This window comes from Aurantiacibacter xanthus (genome assembly GCF_003584015.1).
In the GTDB taxonomy this organism is placed as follows: domain Bacteria; phylum Pseudomonadota; class Alphaproteobacteria; order Sphingomonadales; family Sphingomonadaceae; genus Alteraurantiacibacter; species Alteraurantiacibacter xanthus.
Window position 1 is genome coordinate 25545 of record NZ_QXFM01000111.1, and the last position, 20019, is coordinate 45563.

17 protein-coding genes and 1 pseudogene are annotated in these 20019 nt (G+C 56.9%); 14 read left to right on the top strand and 4 right to left on the bottom strand.

Annotated elements, in window-relative coordinates; translation table 11 throughout:
- Positions 1-154 precede the first annotated feature (154 nt).
- Positions 155-1126 carry a hypothetical protein gene (locus tag D2V17_RS12480; protein ID WP_037504944.1) on the bottom strand — a complete coding sequence of 324 codons (972 nt, stop codon included), beginning with the start codon at positions 1124-1126 and terminating at the stop codon, positions 155-157.
- 257 nt (positions 1127-1383) lie between these two features.
- On the opposite strand from D2V17_RS12480, the gene D2V17_RS12485 reads away from it, so the two are divergent.
- Complete coding sequence (locus D2V17_RS12485; protein WP_006966310.1) at positions 1384-2442, top strand: site-specific integrase; 1059 nt, start codon at positions 1384-1386, stop codon at positions 2440-2442.
- Between the two features lie 862 nt (positions 2443-3304).
- Here the strand turns inward: D2V17_RS12485 and pobA are convergent.
- A complete protein-coding gene (gene pobA, locus D2V17_RS12490) occupies positions 3305-4486 on the bottom strand; it encodes a 4-hydroxybenzoate 3-monooxygenase (protein WP_022684426.1) in 1182 nt (393 codons plus the stop codon).
- A 131-nt stretch (positions 4487-4617) separates the two neighbouring features.
- On the opposite strand from pobA, the gene D2V17_RS12495 reads away from it, so the two are divergent.
- The gene (locus D2V17_RS12495; protein ID WP_022684425.1) at positions 4618-5493 is read left to right on the top strand and encodes a helix-turn-helix domain-containing protein; all 876 of its coding nucleotides are present in this window, start codon (positions 4618-4620) and stop codon (positions 5491-5493) included.
- 199 nt (positions 5494-5692) lie between these two features.
- Here D2V17_RS12495 and D2V17_RS12500 read toward each other — a convergent pair whose 3' ends face one another.
- Complete coding sequence (locus D2V17_RS12500) at positions 5693-6340, bottom strand: TetR/AcrR family transcriptional regulator (protein WP_159368312.1); 648 nt, start codon at positions 6338-6340, stop codon at positions 5693-5695.
- 289 nt (positions 6341-6629) lie between these two features.
- Between D2V17_RS12500 and D2V17_RS12505 the strand changes: the two genes are divergently transcribed.
- The 12 genes from D2V17_RS12505 (at position 6630) to D2V17_RS12565 (ending at position 18686) form a co-directional block, all read left to right on the top strand.
- Entirely contained in the window at positions 6630-6983 is a 354-nt protein-coding gene (locus D2V17_RS12505; protein ID WP_220474115.1) for an IS110 family transposase, read from the top strand.
- A gap of 917 nt (positions 6984-7900) precedes the next feature.
- Positions 7901-9340, top strand: coding sequence for a carotenoid oxygenase family protein (locus D2V17_RS12515; protein ID WP_022684422.1), 1440 nt, complete (start codon positions 7901-7903; stop codon positions 9338-9340).
- A gap of 35 nt (positions 9341-9375) precedes the next feature.
- A complete protein-coding gene (locus D2V17_RS20985; RefSeq protein WP_220474116.1) occupies positions 9376-9687 on the top strand; it encodes a hypothetical protein in 312 nt (103 codons plus the stop codon).
- A gap of 60 nt (positions 9688-9747) precedes the next feature.
- The gene (locus D2V17_RS12520) at positions 9748-11145 is read left to right on the top strand and encodes an aldehyde dehydrogenase (RefSeq protein ID WP_022684420.1); all 1398 of its coding nucleotides are present in this window, start codon (positions 9748-9750) and stop codon (positions 11143-11145) included.
- A 39-nt stretch (positions 11146-11184) separates the two neighbouring features.
- The gene (locus tag D2V17_RS12525; protein WP_022684419.1) at positions 11185-11868 is read left to right on the top strand and encodes a nuclear transport factor 2 family protein; all 684 of its coding nucleotides are present in this window, start codon (positions 11185-11187) and stop codon (positions 11866-11868) included.
- 33 nt (positions 11869-11901) lie between these two features.
- Complete coding sequence (locus tag D2V17_RS12530; RefSeq protein ID WP_220474117.1) at positions 11902-12360, top strand: acyl-CoA thioesterase; 459 nt, start codon at positions 11902-11904, stop codon at positions 12358-12360.
- A complete protein-coding gene (locus D2V17_RS12535; protein WP_022684417.1) occupies positions 12357-13244 on the top strand; it encodes a beta-keto acid cleavage family enzyme in 888 nt (295 codons plus the stop codon). Before D2V17_RS12530 ends, D2V17_RS12535 begins: the two co-directional genes overlap by 4 nt.
- An 83-nt stretch (positions 13245-13327) precedes the next feature.
- A complete protein-coding gene (locus D2V17_RS12540) occupies positions 13328-14533 on the top strand; it encodes a Tm-1-like ATP-binding domain-containing protein (RefSeq protein WP_245978701.1) in 1206 nt (401 codons plus the stop codon).
- On the top strand, positions 14530-15003 hold the full coding sequence (locus tag D2V17_RS20990) for an acetyl-CoA carboxylase (RefSeq protein WP_006961057.1): 474 nt from the start codon (positions 14530-14532) through the stop codon (positions 15001-15003). Before D2V17_RS12540 ends, D2V17_RS20990 begins: the two co-directional genes overlap by 4 nt.
- Complete coding sequence (locus tag D2V17_RS12555) at positions 15000-16337, top strand: acetyl-CoA carboxylase biotin carboxylase subunit (RefSeq protein WP_006961056.1); 1338 nt, start codon at positions 15000-15002, stop codon at positions 16335-16337. Before D2V17_RS20990 ends, D2V17_RS12555 begins: the two co-directional genes overlap by 4 nt.
- Entirely contained in the window at positions 16330-17814 is a 1485-nt protein-coding gene (locus D2V17_RS12560) for a biotin carboxyl carrier protein (RefSeq protein WP_006961055.1), read from the top strand. The genes D2V17_RS12555 and D2V17_RS12560 overlap by 8 nt, the downstream gene beginning before the upstream one ends.
- Positions 17814-18686, top strand: a complete 873-nt coding sequence (locus D2V17_RS12565) for an HAD-IIA family hydrolase (RefSeq protein ID WP_006961053.1) — start codon at positions 17814-17816, stop codon at positions 18684-18686. Before D2V17_RS12560 ends, D2V17_RS12565 begins: the two co-directional genes overlap by 1 nt.
- Before the next feature lie 409 nt (positions 18687-19095).
- Here the strand turns inward: D2V17_RS12565 and D2V17_RS12570 are convergent.
- Positions 19096-20016: pseudogene (locus tag D2V17_RS12570) on the bottom strand (Tn3 family transposase); the annotation flags it as partial.
- Between the last annotated feature and the right edge of the window lie 3 nt (positions 20017-20019).

The following is a 20019-nucleotide window of genomic DNA, read 5'->3' on the forward strand; positions in this document are numbered from 1 at the left end:
GCAGTCGCACGCACATGCGAATACGCCCGCGCAGCACACAGCGCGTTATACATTGCGCTACAAGACGCCGCACGATATGCGGCACATAACGCTGCACAAATATAAGTGGCTGATAAAACGCATATTTCCTGGAAGGGAGAAGCGCGCTTTGGAATTAATTGAGCTCGCATTTCCTAGCGAGGAGATTGTCTAATGCAGCCATTTCGGTGTCGAACGCATCGAATACCGCAGCCAGATCGCGATCGACGGGAAGGGGAGGGGGCTCTTTAGCAGGCCGTCCCCGCTTTGGCCGCACATAGCCAAAATCTGCGGCCAGGTCCGGCGTCAGAAATTGGCGCCAGCTTCGCCGCTGCGTAATTTCCACGAGCAGACCGGCCGTCGCGGCGCGCTCGAACAGCTTGCTCGCTCCGGCGATACTCATGCAAAGTAACTCTGCAGCCGATTGCGGGGAGAGCAAAGGGCGATATTGGATCAGCGCCAGCAGCGCAGGGAGGGCGCCAGGGCGGTATTCGGCGGCGATCGCGCGCTGAGCGTCGCGATAGTGCCGCTCGAGGCTGTGCAGCCGCTGCAGCGCGATCGTCGCCGCGCTTTCGAGGGCGCGCAGCACGGCCAGCCAATCATCGTCATTGGGCCGGGGCTTCAGCCGGAACGCCTTGGCGCCGCCGGCAAGGCAGGGGAGGGGGCTAGCCACAAGGCCGCGGTCGCGCAACGCGAATGGCAAGGACAGCCAGGCCATGATGCTGTGGTCGATCCGCGCGAGCTGGCGGACGGTATCGAGCGCGCGGACAAGGGGGGCGTGCTCGGTCGCCGTTGCTGGATCTCCGATCGCGGTCGGCAGGCGGTCGCGCCAGCGAAGCCGATCGTCATCCTGCAACGCTGCTCGCCATTCCGCGAAGCGGTCGAACAGGTCGAGATGGCTGGGGAGGGGAGGACGACCAGGGATTTTGAGGTCGCAGCCCCACGAAAATACGTCAATTTCCTCAACCTCGGCCGACTGCAATTGCAAGGCCCGCGCATAGCCGCTCCACGCGGCGCGCGTGGACCATGCTTTGGCCACCGGACTGACGATAATCCGGGCATCGAGACGGGCAATCGCGGCTGTCGCGGCCGCTATCGCCGTGACCATTTTTGGGGTATAGTCGGGACCGTATCGGATGGGCGAGGGCCGGTTTTCCATAGCCAATAGTGAACTGAAACGACCTCTCGGTAAAGCATGCCCGGACGCATAGTGTTGATAATGGATCGTTATCAACACCCTATACATTGGAAAGTGGGCGCGCTATCCCTCGGCGCATGAGCGCGCTCCCGCCTGAAACTCTTCCTTCCGGGCCGCCAGCGGCCTTGCCGCCCCCCTCGGCCGATGTCGGGGAGGTTGTCGACGATGTGCGCGCGCTCGCCGGAACCGTGCGGGAGATCAAGGCTGAGCTGATCGAGGCGGCCGTGCGGGCCTGGTCGCACAACACGCGTCGCGCCTTCCGCTCGGATCTGAAAATTTGGGGAGCGTGGTGCCGTCGCCGGCGTCTCGATCCGCCGAAGGCGGAGGTCAGCGCCGTGGCGGCCTATATCCGCCAGATCGCCGGGATTGACGCCTCGGCCGAAAAGGTCCGCGCGATGGCGACGATCGAACGCTACATCGTCAACATTGGCTGGGCCTATCGTATGGCGGGCCTGCCCGATCCCACCGCCGGGGAGCTGGTCACGCTCGAAATGAAAGCGGCGCGCAAGACAGTGGGCGTGCGCCAGAAGCAGGCCCGCGCGATCCGCTTCAAGGGCGACATTGCCGATTTTGATTCACCGCCCTCCGGCGTGTGCCTCGCCCATCTTCTCAAGGCTGTCCGGCGCGATCTGCTGGGCTATCGCGACGCGGCGCTGCTGCGCGTGGCCTATGACAGCGCTGGGCGCCGCTCGGAGTTGGTGGCGATCGCCGTCGACCATATCCACGGGCCGGATGCGGACGGGGCAGGGGCCTTGTTCATTCCGACAAGCAAGACAGATCGCGAAGGGGAGGGGGCCTGGGCCTATCTTGCGCCCCCGACGATGCAGGCGATCGCGCGCTGGCGCGCGGCCGCGCATATCGACAAGGGGCCGTTGTTCCGGCGCGTCGAGACGCATTTTGACGGGACGGTCGCGGCGATCGGGCGCAGGGCGCTGCATCCCAACAGCATCACGCTCATTTACAGGCGGTTGATCCGCGCGGCCCATGCGAAGAAGCTGCTCGGCGAGATGTCGAACGCCGAGCTTGAGCGCTGGGTGACGGCGGTGTCGTCGCATTCGATCCGGGTCGGGGTGGCACAGGACAACTTTGCTGCCGCTGAAAGTCTGCCGGCGATCATGCAGGCCTATCGCTGGCGTGATCCCAAGACCGTCATGCGATATGGCGCGAAGCTTGCCGCAAAAGGTGGAGCAGGCGCCCGCATGGCGAAGCGCTTTGCGACTGCATAGAAATCCGCCATGCTCAGGGTGTTGGTTGGGTTTGGACACATCTAGCTGGACTATCCGAATGACGGTTCGGTTCATTCTGGCGATCGGAGATATTTGATACCAGAGCGCCGCTGGATAGCGAGCTATGGAAGGTGTTCGTTTCACGTCGATTACTGGTTTGCATCGATATCAGAAATGATTTTCCCGGCTTCTGCAAAGGCAGTATTGGCGGCGGGCACGCTGGCTTAGATAGCGATTTGCATGGGCACTTACGTCAACTCGTCGCGCGTGAAGCCGCCACCGGTCAAGCCGGCGCGGACATGGAGTGCAGACTCTTCCCAACGGCCGAGGCTGGCGGCAAACGCCAGCACAAGTAGGCGCCGGATATGGTCATCGAGCCCGGTGCGGCCTGGATTTCATTCCAGGCGATACGTGTAATCATCGCCTAGAAATCGCTATTGCACGATGTGCAATTGGCGAGCGAGCGGTCCACCCATTCGTCGCCCAAAACACGACGACGATTGAGCAGGCCAGCCTCGAGTGGTAGCCTTTTCATCGGGCTCCGGCAGTACGAAGCTTCTGAGCGCGGACGGCAGCGCTGCGGGCGCCTCGAGTGACGGCAGATGCGCTGAGTCCCGTTTGAGATGGCGTTTCCCTGCGATAGAAGAGAGCGGTGACTGCATCCCGAATTCTGGACCGTTTTGAGCTGGAAAATTCCAATTATGATCGGGTGTAGTTTATGAAGGAGCCGGACGCTGCCTCGGACTGGTAACAATCAGGGAAGCACGTCATGCCGGATAAACCGAAGACGCCCACATAATAGTCATTCTGTCGAACAACTCGCCCCTTAGCGCCGACGTGCGGTTATCGTAAATCTTAGTGCTTATATCGTCTCCAAAGGTAGGCCGACATAATTTTCGGCCAACGATCGCTGCGCTGTTATCGAGCCGCGGATGTAATCCAGCTCCGCCATCTGGATGCGACGATCGAACCCATCCATGTTGGGAAAGCGGTGCGTGATAGACGTAAACCACCACGAAAAGCGCTCCGCCTTCCAGACCCTCGACAGTGCGCGTTCAGAGTAGCTGTCGATGCCTGCGGAAGAATGGTCGCGATAAAATTCGCGCAGGGCTTGACTAAGCATGATCACATCCGACGCTGCCAGATTTAAGCCCTTGGCGCCGGTGGGAGGCACGATATGCGCTGCATCGCCCGCCAGAAACAAACGGCCCCAACGCATCGGCTCGGATACAAAGGAGCGCAGCGGCGCGATGCTTTTTTCGAATGATGGACCTCGCGTCACTTTGGTGGCAACATCTCGTCCGAGCCGTAGGCACGCTTCATCCCAGAACCGCTCATCGGGCCAATCCTCTACCCGGTCGTTCAGCGAACATTGGATATAATAACGGCTACGTGTGGCCGAGCGCATGGAGGCGAGTGCAAAACCACGCTCATGGTTGGCATAAATCAGCTCATGTCCGGCAGGCGGTACGTCCGCCAGAATTCCCAGCCACCCAAAGGGATAAACGCGCTCAAAGGTCTTAAGCACGTTGTTGGGAATTGCCATCCGACTAGGGCCGTGAAAACCATCGCACCCCGCCACAAAATCGCAATCGAGCCTATGCTCAGTTCCATTCTTTTTCCAAGTCAGGAAGGGCCGTTCGCTATCGACATCATGCAACATGGTCTCATCCGCATCCCAGATCACATGCACTCCGCGTGGCTCGGCCGCGTCGAACAGATCCCGCATTACCTCCTGTTGTCCGTAGACGGTTACGGTGGAGCCACCGGTCAAATTCGCCAAATCGATATGAATGATTTGACCGTCCAATGACAGATTGGTCCCGCTATGAACTAAGCCGTCCTGGTCCAGTCGAGACGACAATTTGAGGCGACGCATCAAGTCCACGGTCACCTGCTCCAGCACGCCGGCGCGAACGCGCCCTTCCACATAATGGCGATCACGCCGCTCGAGGACTATCGCTTCAATGTTTTCAGCGGCAAGCAGATGTGCAAGGAGCATGCCGGCCGGACCGGCGCCAATGATTGCGACTTGGGTTCGCATCTAATCCTCTTATTGGTACGGCGGGCTCGCATGGCCACCCCACGCCCCAAATTAGCTGGCAATACGCTACGCACCATGTCACGGCCGATAAAAAGATTGGACGATTCAACGGCAAAAATTATAGTCGGACCATGACCGCACGGCAGCAGATCCCAACCTTTTACCTCTATGGGGAGCCACATAGACTCGTCGAAGATTGCTTTACACATGTCGAGTCGTTAGACGATCGATCCCGGCCAAGTGAGTGGACGATCAAGCCACATGCTCACGCCGAGCTTTGCCATATTTTCCTGATCTGGGCCGGTGGAGGGAGTATGCGTGCCGATGGCCAGGTGCTGCGTTTTATAGCGCCATCCCTTCTGGTCGTACCGGCGACGGTGGTGCATGGCTTTTCCTGGGATGAGGATTCATCGGGAACGGTCGTCACGATGGCGACGCGATACATTAGCGACCTCGCGCGCCATGATCACGCGCTTGCACGGATATTTGACGCCGCAAGAGCGCTAACGTTGTCGCATTTCGAAAAGGAGACAGCTGAGCGTCTTGTGCAGGAACTTATGCGCGAACTGGCATGGTCGGCACCGGGCCACCGGGCAGCCGTCGATGCAACTCTTCTCTCGCTTCTCGTCGTTGTTCTGCGCAACGCTACGCTAGACGACAGGCCGATTAGAAGACCAGGCTATTATGCCGGAATCGTCGCGCGTCTTAGGGAGAGGATCGAGCACAGGTTCCGGGAACGAGAGCCCGTCTCTGTCTACGCCGAAACGCTGGGGGTGAGCGAAACGACCCTACGCCTGGCCTGCTCGAAAGTTGCCGGCATGTCCCCGACCCAAGTGCTTAATCAGCGCGCTCTGCTCGAAGCACGGCGCTCGCTACTTTATACAAATCTAACGGTCGCTGAAGTCGGCTACTCGCTCGGGTTTCCGGACCCGGCCTATTTTTCCCGGTTCTTTAGCCGCCATGTGGGGCTGTCTCCAACGGACTTCCGTAGCTCTCGTTCGTCATAGCGCGTCATCACGGCTTCGTCAGTTTTATTCCCCTCAAAAATGCATATGACTTGTATGTCATTAAATTCCTATGACTTATCCAGAGTTGGATGACAGATGATCAAGTCGAAAATTGCACGCCTAATTATCCAAATCACGAATAGCGGAACTCACCATATATAATCTACATAACTTTCTAGGCGTACTTCGTAATCGGGGTCTAATCGGCGCCGATAACCATAGTTCCATGCCGCACTCGTGGCATAACATTTGGCAAAGAAAGGCATTTTTCAATCACAAATGATCTGCATAGAGTATCGTACTTTTTATCGTGCAAAATGTGTTGAAGGCGGCGGGTGGTCGAAAGCATCGCAAATCCGTGCAGGAGAGACCAGCAAGAAATTGCAAGAGCCTCTAAATAATGCTCATCATGTTTCGGCACCAAAAGAGATATATAATTAGAAAATATATTAAACTTATTCTGTACGTCTCGCATATAATCGTCGCTCGCCGGGAGATCTATAAATATATCTGCTGCAAAACATAGTTGATATAATTGCGGATGCTCCTCGGAAAACCGAAGGTATCTATCAAATACGGAACGTACCTTTTCGATAGGCGCTTCATAAGGCTCGGCTGCTTGGGCCAAGCCGTCATTAATCATCCTTAATCCATGAGAGATCAGGGCTTCCAGGAAACGGCGTCTGTTAGCAAAATGTCGATAAGGCGCTCCCCGAGACACCCCGGTTGCGGCGGCCATTTCCCGAAGGGAAAGGTTACCGTAGCCAACCCGTTCGATTTCAACAACGGCAAGGTCAAGGAGCGCACTCTGAAGCTCTCCATGGTGGTAGGGACGATCTTTGCTCATGCGAGGAGTTTGGCAGAAACCTCGGGTATTCTCAATGATTACGGACAAGCGGTCGATAAATCCGCAGCAGCCAAATACCCGATCGAATGTGTATGGGTCAGATTGGAGGTGCGCAGGCATATTCATAAATTTCAAAGGTCGTATCTCCGCCTGGGCTGCGGATTTCACAGCGCAGATGTGGGTACAGACGAGCTTGATGGCGACGAGATTGTTCTTGGGGTACCTGTCGTAGTAGGTGGCTATGCTGCGGAACCGTTCGATCCGAAATTATGCCGGATTGGACCTGTCGATGGAAACGTCGCACGTCTGCGTCGTCGATGCCGATGGGCGCAAGGTTGGAATGCAATGCGTAGACAGCACGTCAGAGGCGATCGCCGCGGTGCTGGAGCGCTATGGTCCCATTGAGCGCGCTGTGATCGAAACGGGCCGGATGAGTCCGTCGGTTGCGCTCGGGCTGCGCGAACTTGGTGTCGCGATCATCTGCATCGACGCGCGTCAGGCCCACCAGAGCCTGAAGGCGATGAAGGCGAACAAGACCGATCCGCATGATGCGGCCAGCCTTGCCCAACTGGCGTACACCGGCTTCTCGACAACACGATCCGCGGCCTGTGCGCCACATTCGGCTATCGTCCCTATCCGTTAAAAAGACTCGGCCTTGAAGTAGCGCCGGTGTCCTGATTCAGTCTGCGCGAGTGGCGGAGACGGGTCGATGATGGGCGAGCTGACAGTGGCGCAGGAGGCGCTGTTCTACACCTTCAGCCTGGAGCGGCATGTGCCGGCGGATCATCTGCTGCGCTCGATTGACCGGTTTTGTCGATCTGTCGGACATTCGCGAGCATCTGCGCCCCTGCCTCCCGATTGCGGTGAGAAAGCTTGTCGACTTCGGTGTCCCGCGAGGGAACGCAGGGTCGGATGATCTGCGAAGGTCGAGGGATGGGCCGCCGAGCTCGCTTCAAGTCAATGCAACGTCCGGCCTTGTGAGACCCGATACAGCACCACCGGCCTCAGGGTCGGCGAGTGCGGGCAGATCCTTGAGACCCTCAAGGGACAACCGCCAAGCGATCGCAAATTACAGATCACGACTTAGTTGGCCGCTGAACTGCGCGAAACTTTATTTCAGGCCCTTCCCCAATCTGGAAGCCGAAGGTGGCGCGTTCGATTGAGGTCTCACGAACTACGGCTACCCGCCTCGCTTCTCCACTTGACATCGTAAATCTCGCCTGCAATGTATGCGCCGACAACATCGCTCATAGCTTGCATGATCCCGATGAAGGGACGCAGCGGTTTGGGAAGTTAGGAGAGGATGTATGGTGATAGGAGCGCCGCGATGCGAACGCGGCAACGCTACGCGTACGCGTCGTGAAATGGCGGACTCGTGCCGATCTCGTCTGAAGGTGCCTCATAGTGGGAGCGACGGGCGGCCATCGAATATAGGCGAGTCCTCAATCCCAACCGATACACGATTATTCGCGCCGCTAGTCAAACTTCATAATGTTTTATTCGCTGAATATGTTCCTGCAGCAAAGCGCAGGCGCGTAACACTTAAAAAGGCATGCGTTCATGACTAAGCTATTTCCTGACGGTCTCTCTTTCAGTGGATACAACACTCCAAGTAGAATTGAATGCGATATATATGATCTTGAGGTGGAGGGTGATGTTCCCCCGGATCTTAATGGTAGATGGTATCGCTCCGGCCCGGATCCCCAATATCCGCCATATCTGGGAGACGACATTTACGTGAATGGGGACGGGATGATCTCGATGTTTAACTTCGAGAACGGCCATGTCGATTTCAAGATGCGCTATATTCAGACCGAAAGATGGAAAGCTGAGCGGGCTGCCCGACGTTCTCTCTATGGGAAATATCGCAATCCGTGGACTGATAAACCTGAAGTCGCCGGGAAAAGCCGAGGGACCGCAAATACCGCGCCAATTTGGCACGCTGGCCGTCTCCTGGTGCTCAAGGAGGACCATGTGCCGATGGCTGTCGATCCGGACACTCTAGCCACCTTGGGCGATTTCACTTGGAATGGGCAGCTTAAAAGTAAAACAGTTACAGCCCACCCGAAGATAGACCCCGTTACGGGTGAGCTTCTTCTGTTTAGCTATGAATGTGAAGGTGATGGTTCGTCGCCAATGTGCTTCCTGATCGAGGACAAAAGTGGGAATCTTGTTAAAGAAGAGTGGTTCGATCCCCCATATGTCGGGATGGTCCATGACTTCGCGATCACGACTGATTACGTGATCTTTCCAATCTTTCCGACGACAATGGATCCCGAGCGCTTGAAGGCAGGTGGGGATCATTGGAAGTGGGACGGGAGTTTGCCTAGTTGGGTTGGCATTATGCCGCGAGCCGGCAGTACGACCGATATCCGATGGTTCAAAGTGCCTACGTCGTGTGGCTTTCACGTCATCAACGGCTTTAACGAAGGCACAATAGTCCATCTCGATATGATGATCTCCAAGCGGAATGGCTTCCCCTACATCGGCGACATCGCAGGATCGGCCGCGGATCCTCAGGATGGCGTCCCCTATCCCACGCGTTGGTCTTTCGACATGACGTCGAACGCCGTCGATGGAGGATTCTCATCGAAGAGTTTGGCCCCATATGGCGGTGAGCTGCCGCTCATCGATCCGCGATGCGTCGGTCGGGATTATCGCTACGCCTATATCTCAATGGTGGATCCGGAGAGGCGGATATTGATGGCCGGCCCTACCTACATGGGCGCTAACATGATCGGCAAAATCGATCTGACGACCGGCGAAGTCCAAACCTATCACGGGACTGACGAGACTAGCTTCCAGGAGGGCGCGTTCATCCCGCGCGGGCCTGGCGAAGATGAAGGTTGGTATATCAATATCGCCGATCGACATGACCAAAACCGTTCCGATCTGCTGATCTTCGACGCGCGCGCCATCTCCGAGGGGCCGCTTGCAACGGCCCGATTGCCGATTCGTCTCAGGAGCGCCTTTCACACGACTTGGGTTCCGGGAGTATGACCATGATATTGCCTAACGGCGTGACTGAGGCGTCAATGCGCGCAGCACTCACGGAATTTTCCGCGATCGTCGGGAACGAATGGTTCTTTGGTCCCGAAAACGAACGACTGACAGCCTATAACGACGCCTACCCGCTGGACGATCTCGCTCAGCAAGGATATATGATGTCGAATGCGAGTTTGACATGGCGCGGCCCTGAAAACCGCTACTCTGTTGCTGTGTATATCGATAATATCGAGAACGAGACGTTAAAGGCGACCTCGTTTGTACAACCAATCGTCGGTCTTCCTGTAGTTACACTTGAAGCTCCTCGGACTTACGGAATTCGAGCTAGATTTAATTTCTGATTCGTAGGGACGGCCTGCTTTCTCCATTGATCTTCTATTTACCACTAAAGAGGTGGAAACATGCGGTTTGAACGAATCAATCCACTCACTGGCGAAGTAGCATCCTCGGCTGAGGCTATGCAGGCCGCTGACATTCCGAACTTAGGCAATAGGGCTGCCGAAGGTCAAAAGGTCTGGGCAGCGCTGGGTCCCAACACTCGTCGCATGGTTCTGCTGCGGGCGGCATCGGCCTTGGAGGCCCGCAAGGACCAGTTTGTTGCTTCGATGATGCAAGAGACTGGGTCCACACGTGGTTGGGCATTGTTCAATCTGGAACTTGCTGCCGGTATAGTCCGAGAAGCGGCAGCGCTGACTACTCAAATATGCGGTGAAGTAATTCCTTCGGACAAGCCCGGCTGTCTGGCCCTTGTGATGAAGGAACCTGTCGGGGTCGTGCTTGGGATAGCACCTTGGAACGCACCGATTATTCTCGGCGTTCGTGCTATCGCGGTGCCGCTTGCCTGTGGGAACTCGGTGATCCTCAAAGCTAGTGAATTATGTCCAAATACCCACGCGCTTATCGTCGAGGCCTTCGCTGACGCGGGGTTTCCCGAGTCGGTAGTAAATATCGTGACTAATGCGCCAGAAGATGCTGCAGAAGTAGTCGGCGCGCTGATCGACGCGCCAGAGATCAAGCGTATCAACTTTACTGGCAGCACCCATGTCGGTCGGATTATCGCTCGTCGGGCGGCGGAAAATCTTAAACCTTGCCTGCTCGAGCTTGGCGGTAAGGCGCCGCTCCTGATTCTGGAAGATGCCGATCTCGACGAAGCCGTCAAGGCGGCAGCTTTTGGTGCGTTTATGAACCAAGGCCAAATTTGCATGAGCACCGAGCGAATTATCGTGGTTGACGCAGTCGCAGAGGCTTTTGCGGAAAAGTTTGCATCAAAGACGGCGACCCTTGTCGCGAGCGACCCGCGTGAAGGGAAGGCGCCGCTGGGTTCGGTGGTCGACATGAGCACTGTGAACCGCGTCAACGAGTTGGTTGACGATGCGATCGAGAAAGGTGCCAAGATCTTGACGGGCGGAAAAGGGGACAATGTGGTGATGTCTGCCATCGTGCTTGATGGCGTAACTCCCGCAATGGATCTCTATCGCGACGAGAGCTTCGGCCCGGTCGTGGCCTTAATCCGTGCTCGCGATGCCGACCAAGCGGTGGAGATTGCCAATGACAGCCAATACGGGCTTTCTGCGGCTATCTTCACACGCGATATCGCAAAGGGGTTGATGCTCGCGAAGAGGATCAAATCAGGCATCTGTCATATCAATGGGCCCACGGTTCATGACGAGCCGCAGATGCCTTTCGGGGGTACCGGAGCGTCTGGCTATGGCCGGTTCGGAGGCAAACAGGGGATCGATAGTTTTACTGAAACTCGCTGGATTACAGTTGAAACCCTGCCAGGACAGTTTCCGATTTAAACCAAGTCTAATCAAACTTACCAGTTGGGAATTAAAACAATGGATTTCACCACATATATAGATGCATTCAATTCCGGGGATTACGTTAATCTCGTGGATCAATGGTTTACGGAGGATGTGGTCTGGGAGGATGGCGGTCAAACGGTGACGGGCCGCGATGAATGGTTGAATTTGTTCCATTTCGTTCGAAATGGTATCCGTGAGATATTTCGGCCTATCACAGGCTTTGATGGCCCGTCGGGTCATTTTCGTGAGATCGACATGGATTTTCATGCACTAAAGTCGCGGCCAGACTTTCCGTTTGGACCGTTGGCGCCAGGCGACATGATGACGGTGAAGTTCTTTATCATATATGAGTGTGAAGGTAATCGGATTCGTCGCCTGAAAGCAGCGACTTGGCCTGTCAACTATGGAACGAGTAAATTACCGCGCTTGGGCGCTCACGTTACTCAGCGAGCCGCGTTTCAGGCTTTCCAAGCAGCGCTGGCCCATGAGCATGGCGCAAATGCAAGGCAGTATCTTGCCGCTCAATTGCAAATGGGCAGCACCGGTGGGACGCGTTCCAGTTCGCATGAAGACGCGATTGGCTCGCTTAGAGAGGCTGGCGTGGCCACGGCGACGTTGAAGGACGCGAGGGACGATGAACTGTTGCTAGATGCAGGCGGGCGTCTGATGAGACTAGGCCTGCAAAACGGTCTAATATCTCAATTCGAACTGGTTTAATTCGGCGCCGACACGTCCGGCGTCCGGCATAGCGTGAGACATGCCCTCATGTTTGTAAATAAAATCTCCGTTGAGATAAGTTGGGGTGATTGCGATCCCGCCGGGATAGTTTATTATCCCCAGTATTTCCGAATGTTTGACAGCTGCACCGCCGCGATTTTTCGCATGGTGACCGGTATTGACAAGCGCGCTATGATTGAGAGGTACGGGATTGTTGGTTTTCCGATGGTGGATACCGGAGCCCGTTTTTATATTCCCAGTCGGTTTGGTGAAGAAATTCAGGTGCATACCTCCGTTCCCAAGATTGGCCGTAGTAGTTTTGAGGTGTCACATCGCGTCTTCAGAGGTGAGGATCTGGCGATCGAGGCATTCGAAAAGCGCGTTTGGTCTGCCATCGACCAGGAGAGCGGAAGATTGCGAGGCATTCCATTGCCCCCTGAAATCGTGTCCGCGCTTTCCACTCCCTCCATCCATGAAGGTGTTTCGTCGTGAGCAAGCTGATTATCACCGTTGCTCCTACGGGCGGCATGGCATCCAAGAAGCAGAGTTCGCTTCTTCCCACGCAACCCGATGAAATTGCAGCTTCCGTATACGCATCTTACAAGGAAGGGGCAGCAGTTGCTGCGCTTCACGCTCGTAGGCCGGATGATGGCGCAACTTGTAACGCGGATATTTACCGTGATATTAACGGACGTATTCGCGATTGCTGCGACATCATTATAAACAATTCCACCGGGGGCGGATCAAGCGGTGACATGCTTGTCGAGAGGCCGGACGGATTGTTCGAATCAAGCTTCGAGGAACGACTAAAGGGCTGCGAAGCCGGTGCGGAGATGGCGACCTTCGATGGCATGACCTTCGTCGACGTCCATGGCGGACGGGAAATATGCGTAATCACGCCGCCCAGCCGCTGCGAAACGCTGGTGCAGCGTATGACGGACAGGGGCATCAAGCCTGAATGGGAGGTATTTTCACCAACCCATATATTGCAGGATGTAACACGACTCATTCAGAAAGGCTATGACAAGCCTCCCTACTACATCAATATGGTCCTGGGCGCAGACAAGGGCTTTCAAGGCGCCATGCCCTATAGTCACGATATCCTAGCGGCAATGATCGCGGCTTTGCCGCCGCAGTCGATTTTCTGTGTGTCGGCGATTGGGGCGGCGCAGCTGCCCGCGACCACACAGGCTATGCTGTTGGGCGGACACGTGCGCGTCGGCCTAGAGGACAATCTTTACTATAGCCGCGGGCAGTTAGCGACCAATGAACAGCTCGTGGCTCGAACCCGCCGCATCGCGACGGAACTGGGGATTGACATCGCATCTTCCGCAGAGGCGCGTGAGATCCTCGGCCTGAGTACCCCGAATTCTTGAATGATGGAGCCGGTCTATCAGCGTGCGCAAATCAGCGGGCTATAATGGAGAAGAGGATGGTTGGAAAGAAGCCACTTGTTCTGATGATCGTCACCCACGACACGAAAGAATTCGAGGGACGTTTTCTCAGAACCTGCCTTGAAGAAGCTGGATGCGAAATAGTCCATCTCGATCCAAGCGTGCGGCGTACGGTCGGAAGCCCCGAGATTCCACCCGAAGAGGTTGCTGAAGCGGCGGGGTGGAGCATTGAGAGAGTGCGTGCGCTTGGTCATGAGGGCAAATGCCAGGCTGTGATGATCGAGGGTGCTATCCGAGTTGCCCTTCATCATCATGAGGCGCAACCCTTCTCCGGCATTATCTCTATCGGCGGGTCGATGGGAACAACGCTTGGCACAGCGGTCATGAAGGCCTTTCCCTATGGTCTTCCCAAGTTGATGGTCTCCACCATGGCGTCGGGGTTCACTGCACCATTCGTAGGGGCGAAGGACATCATAATGTCCAATGCCGTCACGGATGTCTCAGGCATCAATTCGATCAGCCGCGATGTCTATCGCAACGCCGCGCTCGCTATTGCTGGCATGGCGAAGGGTTATGACCCTGCCGCACAGAGGGAAGATCGACCTCTCGTTCTTATGACCACATTGGGTACTACCGAAGCATCAGTTCGACGTGTAAGGGAAGCGCTTCAGGACGACGGCAACGAAGTCATGGTGTTCCATTGTGCTGGCGGCGGCGGCGGAACCCTCGATGCGATCGTTGAAGGACGTGATGTCGCTCTAGTGCTCGATTTGTCGGCAACAGAAATCGTCGACCATCTTCACGGCGGCCTTACAGATGGTGGTCCTGAGCGTGCGATGGCGGCGCTGCGAAAGGGCATTCCGACGATCTTGGCTCCCGGCAATGCCGATTTCATCATCGGCGGGCCGTTAGCGGAGGCTAAGAAGCGGTTCCCAGGCACGCGCTATCACATGCATAATGCTGCGCTGACTGCTGTTCGCACACAGATGCAGGAGCTACGAAATCTGGCCGATCACTATGCCAAAATGGTCATTGAAGCGAAAGGACCTGTACGCTTTTTCGTACCGTTGGGCGGCTTTTCCAGCCATGACAGCCCGGAAGGGCATCTCCACGATATCAATGTGCCCGGCCCCTTCGCCGAATATCTTCGCAAAGTCATTCCCAGCGCTATTCCGGTCGAAGCGGTGGATGCTCACTTTAATGATGAAGTGTTTGCTGACCGCATCATTCTCGCGGCCCGCGATTATCTCAAGATCGGAGTGCATGCGTGAAAGGTGATCTGCCTCTAAGTCCTGAGGATGTGAACGAAATCGTCACAATCCTGAAAGGCAGTCAATATGATCGGTTGGACATCCGAACCGATCGCTATCGGCTTCGCGTCAGCAGGGCCGATGCAGGAGAAGGTCAAGGGGAAGGCTGGAGCCAGGCGTGGTCGCTCGAAGACGAAGCGTCGCCTGCCGGGGCGACTGCCCAGTCGGGTCAGGAAGAAATCCCGGTTCCCGAAGGCATGCATGCCATTCGCGCACCTTTGCCTGGCGTCTTTTACCGCTCCCCAGCTCCTGGAACTGCATACTTCGTTGAGGTCGGCAGCAGCGTCGAGGCAGAATCCAATGTCGGTATCATCGAGACCATGAAGCTCTTCAATCCCGTCCCCGCAGCTTGTGCAGGCGAGATCGCGGAAATCTTAGTCGAGAATGGCGCGATGGTAGATGCCGGCGCCATTTTGATGCTCGTCAAATGATCAGGCGTCTCCTCATTGCCAATCGCGGCGAAATCGCTTTTAGAGTTATTCGCACAGCAAAGCGTCTGGGCATCGAGACTGTCCTTGGGGCGTCCGAAGCGGATCTGAATAGCGCGGCCGCATGGCTGGCGGATCATATCGTAAAGGTCGGTCCGGCTCCCTCGGCGCAAAGCTATCTCGACGTTGCCAAGGTGATCGCCGCGACCAAACTAAGTGGGGCGGATGCGCTGCACCCCGGCTATGGCTTTCTCTCCGAAAATGTGGGCCTTGCCCGTGCTTGCGCGGAAGCGGGGATCGCTTTCGTCGGCCCTTCCTCATCCAGCCTCGAGGCAATGGGTGACAAGCTGATGGCGCGTAAGGTCGGCATCGAAGCGGGCCTCCCGGTGGTCCCGGGCGGTGAGGCAGGCGATAAGGAGGAAGCGCGAAGGCGCGCGCAGGAAACGGGCTATCCGCTATTGCTCAAAGCTGTGTCCGGGGGCGGCGGTAAGGGAATGAAAAGAGTCGATAATGAATCGCAGCTAGATGGTCAGATCGATCTTGCCATGGCTGAAGCGCAGGCTTCCTTCGGGGATCCACGCATCTACGTCGAGCGCTTTATCACGAGCGGCCGGCATATCGAAGTGCAGGTGCTTGGCGATGGTGTGAATGCGATTCATCTGGGCACGCGCGACTGTTCGATACAGCGCCGCTTCCAGAAGCTGGTCGAGGAAGCTCCAGCAGCCCTTCTTCCCGATGACAAGCGCACGGCTATCGAGCAGGCGGCGGTCGATTTGGCCAAGTTTCTGGCATATCGAGGAGCAGGTACGGTCGAATTTCTGGTAGATGCCGTTACTTTCGATTTTTATTTCCTAGAGATGAATGCGCGTATCCAGGTAGAGCATCCCGTAACGGAAGCGATCACCGGCGTCGATCTGATTGAGCAACAGCTGTTAGTAGCAGCCGGTAGCAAATTGGCGCTGACACAGGAGATGATACGGCCTCGCGGTCATGCCATTGAGGTGCGCATCAACGCCGAAAACTGGCGCGAAGATTTCCAGCCCTCGCCCGGGCGCGCCGCATCGGCCAAGTGGCCGGCGGGCGAAGGCATACGCGTCGATACCCATATATTCAATGGCGGCCTCGTCCCGCCCTTTTACGACTCCCTCGCCGGGAAGCTCATTGTCCATGGCAACGACCGAGCCGAGGCTATTGAGCGCCTGACTGCTGCCTTATCGGTATTCGAGCTAGAAGGCATGGATTCAACAGCTGGGCTTCACGCCATTATCGCGGCTGATCCGCGATTCCGTGCCGGCGACGTCGACACCCGCTTCTTCGGAAATTTGAACAATGGCTGAAATAAATCTCGTCGACGTTTCGGTGCGCGATGGCAACCAGTCGCTGTGGGGCGCGACAGGCCTCGATACAGCAAAGATCCTCCAGGTCGCCGGCCAGATGGATCGCGTAGGCTTTAGAGCAATCGATTTCACATCATCGACCCACATGGCCGTAGCAGTGCGTTATTTCCGTAACAATCCCTGGGAGCGTATCAGGCGTGTCCGGGCTGCCATGCCCAACACACCGCTTCAATTTATCACCACCGGCCTACGATTCATTGCTTGGCAGCAGGCTGGTCCCGAATTTATGCGAATCGTCTATCGCCGGCTCCAACATAATGGCATCGGCCGCTTCATTGTTCTTGATCCCATGCATGACATAGATGCGGTTCTTGAAGCAGCTCAGCTCATCAAAGAAGAGGGTGATGCGCAAGTTATGGCGGCGCTGACATTCACCCTCTCTGCCGTGCACGATGATGCATTCTATGCAGATTTCGCAGCGAAACTCGCCAGATCGCCCCATATCGACCTGTTCTACATCAAAGATCCGGGCGGCCTGCTATCTCCAGATCGCGTGAAGACACTCGCACCGGCGATCAAGGCGGTGATCGGCGGGAAATCGCTGGAAGTCCACCCGCACTGCACGATCGGTTATGGTCCACTTACCGCTTTGGCGGCCGCCGATTGCGGAGCTGTCGATGGCATTCATGTCGGTATCGGCCCCCTCGGGGATGGCAGTTCGTTGCCCGAGGCCGGTAGGCTTGTCGCGAATTTGCGGGAAGCAGGCCATAGTGTGCCGATCGATGACAGGGCTCTAGCAAACGTTACCGATTATTGGTGGCGTCTGGCTAAGGCGGAAGGCCTCCAACCGGGCACGCCTCAAGCCTTCGATGCCAGTTTTCTGCGTCACCAGATCGCGGGAGGGGTGATGACCACCACTCGTCGACAACTGAGTGAACTGAAGCTCGAGCACCTTTTTGGCGCGGTAGTCGAAGAGACGGAGCGTGTTCGTGCTGAACTTGGATATCCTATCATGGTAACGCCCTTTCCCCAGATGGTGATGACGCAGGCGACAACAAATATCGTCAGCGGCCAGCGGTACGTTCAGGTATCGGATCAGATTTTGCGCTATGCAATGGGCAAGCTTGGGCGTCCGACGAGCCCAATCGATCCGGTGATCCTGGATGTCATCATGGATCGACCGCGGGCAAAGGAGATAGCTGGTGAACCGGATTTCCCTGACTATTCGGATCTCCGTCGCAAGTTTGGCGCGCATCTGGACGATGAGGAATTTCTGTTGCGCGCCGTGATGCCGGCGGATCAGGTCGACGCAATGCTTGCGATGGGACCCAGCCGCGCAACCTATACTCCGGAGGCTGCGCCGTTGATGAAATTGCTACGAGAACTTATTGCTAACCCGACCCTGAAAGATGTCGTAATCGACAGAAAAGGTTTACGATTGGCACTTCATTCTGGCGCTTCCGCGGGCAAAATGTAATGGTCAGTGAATCGCTTGACGGCTTGGCTGCCCGGCTTGCTGGTGCATCGGGTTTCATTTTCGACATGGACGGCACGCTTGTACTTGGCGACAGCGCCAGTTCTGGATATCGCCCGCTTCCGGGCGCAGAAGTGCTGCTGGAAGAACTTACAGCGCGCGGCATGCCCTTTAGGATTTTCACCAATGGGTCTGCCATAGCCCCGGCTCAATATGCGTATAACCTGCGCGTTGCCGGGTTGAAGGTGCCTGACAGTGCTGTGATGACGCCGACGACGGCCGCTGCATATTGGTTTTCTGAACGGGGGATCCGCAAAGTCAGGGCGCTGGGGCGTAGCGAATCATTCGTGCCGCTGCGTGCCGCTGGTATCGAAGTCGTCGAAAATGCCGCTCCTTCTTGCGCGGTTGAGGCTGTCTATGTCGCCTATCACCGCGCATTCACGTTCGACGATCTGGAGGCGGTGCTCGCGGACCTCGAAGACGGCGCGCAGCTCACAACGGCGTCCAATGTTCCCTTTTTCGCTTCGGAGGGCGGGCGCAAGATCGGAACTAGCTTCGCGATTAATGCGGCCATCACCGCGATGACGGGGATCGAGCCTGTCATACTCGGCAAGCCATCGCTCGCAGCACTGCATTGCGCCCGATCTTTGATGGGTCTGCCGACTGATGCGACGCATAAATTGATCGTCGTGGGTGACGACCCAGGGCTAGAAATGAGAATGGCGCGGGCCGCGTCCGCCGCGAGCATTGGTGTGACGACTGGTCTCTCAGATGCAACCGACTTTGGCGCACATGCCGATGAGCAGGCAGATTTCGTCGTCAGATCGCTCGACGAATTGTGCGTGCGGTTAGGCGAAAGAATTGACGCAGTATGAGGCTTTCGGAAGCTGCGCAATCAGGACTAGAGTAATCCTACGTTGACGGTGCTTCGCTGCGCTTCTTGGTGTGCACAATCACAATGAGACGACATTGATGATGATGGTTCCGCAAATCGGGCCGGGTTAGCAGCGAAAGATTGGGAAGGTTACGCTGGTGCGCGCTGGCGACTTTGCCCCATTGGCATCAATCCCGGGCCGCTCGGCAACCGTTTGGATCGCATAGTCCAGATCGGTCGTGGTCGGCTTGCGGAAGCTTTCATGCGACTTCTCGTGCTAGGTTCATAAATTGGCAGTGCCCGGCTAGCCGCAGGGCGTTCATCCAGAACTCTCGCCGTTGGCCGGTGGCGGCCAGGGCATGGCCGCGATCTTCTGCAATTCGGCCCCTGTGCATTATGCGGACACAGATTCACGGTAGCGGTTTGATGAGCAGCGGCATGAGGCCATTGGCGTCGAGATCGAGGTGATCGGACCAGACATAATCGCCGGTGAGATTGATGCGATCCCAACCCAATGGTGAGAGCCGAGACAGCATAGCCGGATCGATCTGGCTTCCGCGGCGGCGCATTTCTTCGACGGCGTGCCCAAGATAGCGACAGTTGAACAGGATGATCGCTGCGGTGACGAGGTTGAGGGCAGCCGCGCGGGTTTGCTGGTTCTCCAAGCCACGGTCGCGAAAGCGACCGAGCCGATGGAAGGCGACCGCTCGCGCCAGGCTGTTGCGCGCCTCGCCCTTGTTCAACTCGGCGGTGACCGTGCGGCGTAGCGCCGGATCGTCGAACCAGCGCAACGTGAACAGCGTGCGCTCGATCCGTCCTACCTCGCGGAGCGCCGCGGCGAGGCTGTTCTGCTGGCGGTAGGCGGATAGCTTTTTGAGGATCAGCGAGGGCGTAACGGTGCGATCACGCATCGCGCCGATGACGCGTTCGATATCCGGCCAGTGGCTGACGATCAGATCCCGGTTGAGCCTGTGACCGAACAGTGGCGCAAGCCTGCCATAGCGCTTCGAAGGTTCGAATGCGTAGAGGCGCCGGTCGGACAGGCGAGGAATGCGCGGCTCGAAATCGAGCCCGAGGAGATGCATCGTTGCGAACACGATGTCGGAAACGCCGCCTCCATCGACGTGCAGCGCGGTCAGATCGGCGTTGCTGTCATGGCCGAGGAGCCCATCGAGCGCATGGATGGCTTCTCCTGCCGTGCCGGCGATCACCGTCTGGTGCAGCGGCGCGTAGCGGTCGGTGATGGTGGTGTAGATCTTGACCACTGGGTCGCGACCATAATGGGCGTTGACCGCTCCGCCGGCTTCGCCCGGCCCGCCCAGGTAGAAGGCCCA

Bases quoted from the DNA above. Each gene is read 5' to 3' on its own strand.
- D2V17_RS12480 (WP_037504944.1), bottom strand. From the start codon at position 1,126: ATGGTCACGGCGATAGCGGCCGCGACAGCCGCGATTGCCCGTCTCGAT.
- pobA (WP_022684426.1), bottom strand. From the start codon at position 4,486: ATGCGAACCCAAGTCGCAATCATTGGCGCCGGTCCGGCCGGCATGCTC.
- D2V17_RS12495 (WP_022684425.1), top strand. From the start codon at position 4,618: ATGACCGCACGGCAGCAGATCCCAACCTTTTACCTCTATGGGGAGCCA.
- D2V17_RS12500 (WP_159368312.1), bottom strand. From the start codon at position 6,340: ATGAGCAAAGATCGTCCCTACCACCATGGAGAGCTTCAGAGTGCGCTC.
- D2V17_RS12505 (WP_220474115.1), top strand. From the start codon at position 6,630: ATGGAAACGTCGCACGTCTGCGTCGTCGATGCCGATGGGCGCAAGGTT.
- D2V17_RS12515 (WP_022684422.1), top strand. From the start codon at position 7,901: ATGACTAAGCTATTTCCTGACGGTCTCTCTTTCAGTGGATACAACACT.
- D2V17_RS20985 (WP_220474116.1), top strand. From the start codon at position 9,376: ATGCGCGCAGCACTCACGGAATTTTCCGCGATCGTCGGGAACGAATGG.
- D2V17_RS12520 (WP_022684420.1), top strand. From the start codon at position 9,748: ATGCGGTTTGAACGAATCAATCCACTCACTGGCGAAGTAGCATCCTCG.
- D2V17_RS12525 (WP_022684419.1), top strand. From the start codon at position 11,185: ATGGATTTCACCACATATATAGATGCATTCAATTCCGGGGATTACGTT.
- D2V17_RS12540 (WP_245978701.1), top strand. From the start codon at position 13,328: ATGATCGTCACCCACGACACGAAAGAATTCGAGGGACGTTTTCTCAGA.
- D2V17_RS12555 (WP_006961056.1), top strand. From the start codon at position 15,000: ATGATCAGGCGTCTCCTCATTGCCAATCGCGGCGAAATCGCTTTTAGA.
- D2V17_RS12560 (WP_006961055.1), top strand. From the start codon at position 16,330: ATGGCTGAAATAAATCTCGTCGACGTTTCGGTGCGCGATGGCAACCAG.
- D2V17_RS12565 (WP_006961053.1), top strand. From the start codon at position 17,814: ATGGTCAGTGAATCGCTTGACGGCTTGGCTGCCCGGCTTGCTGGTGCA.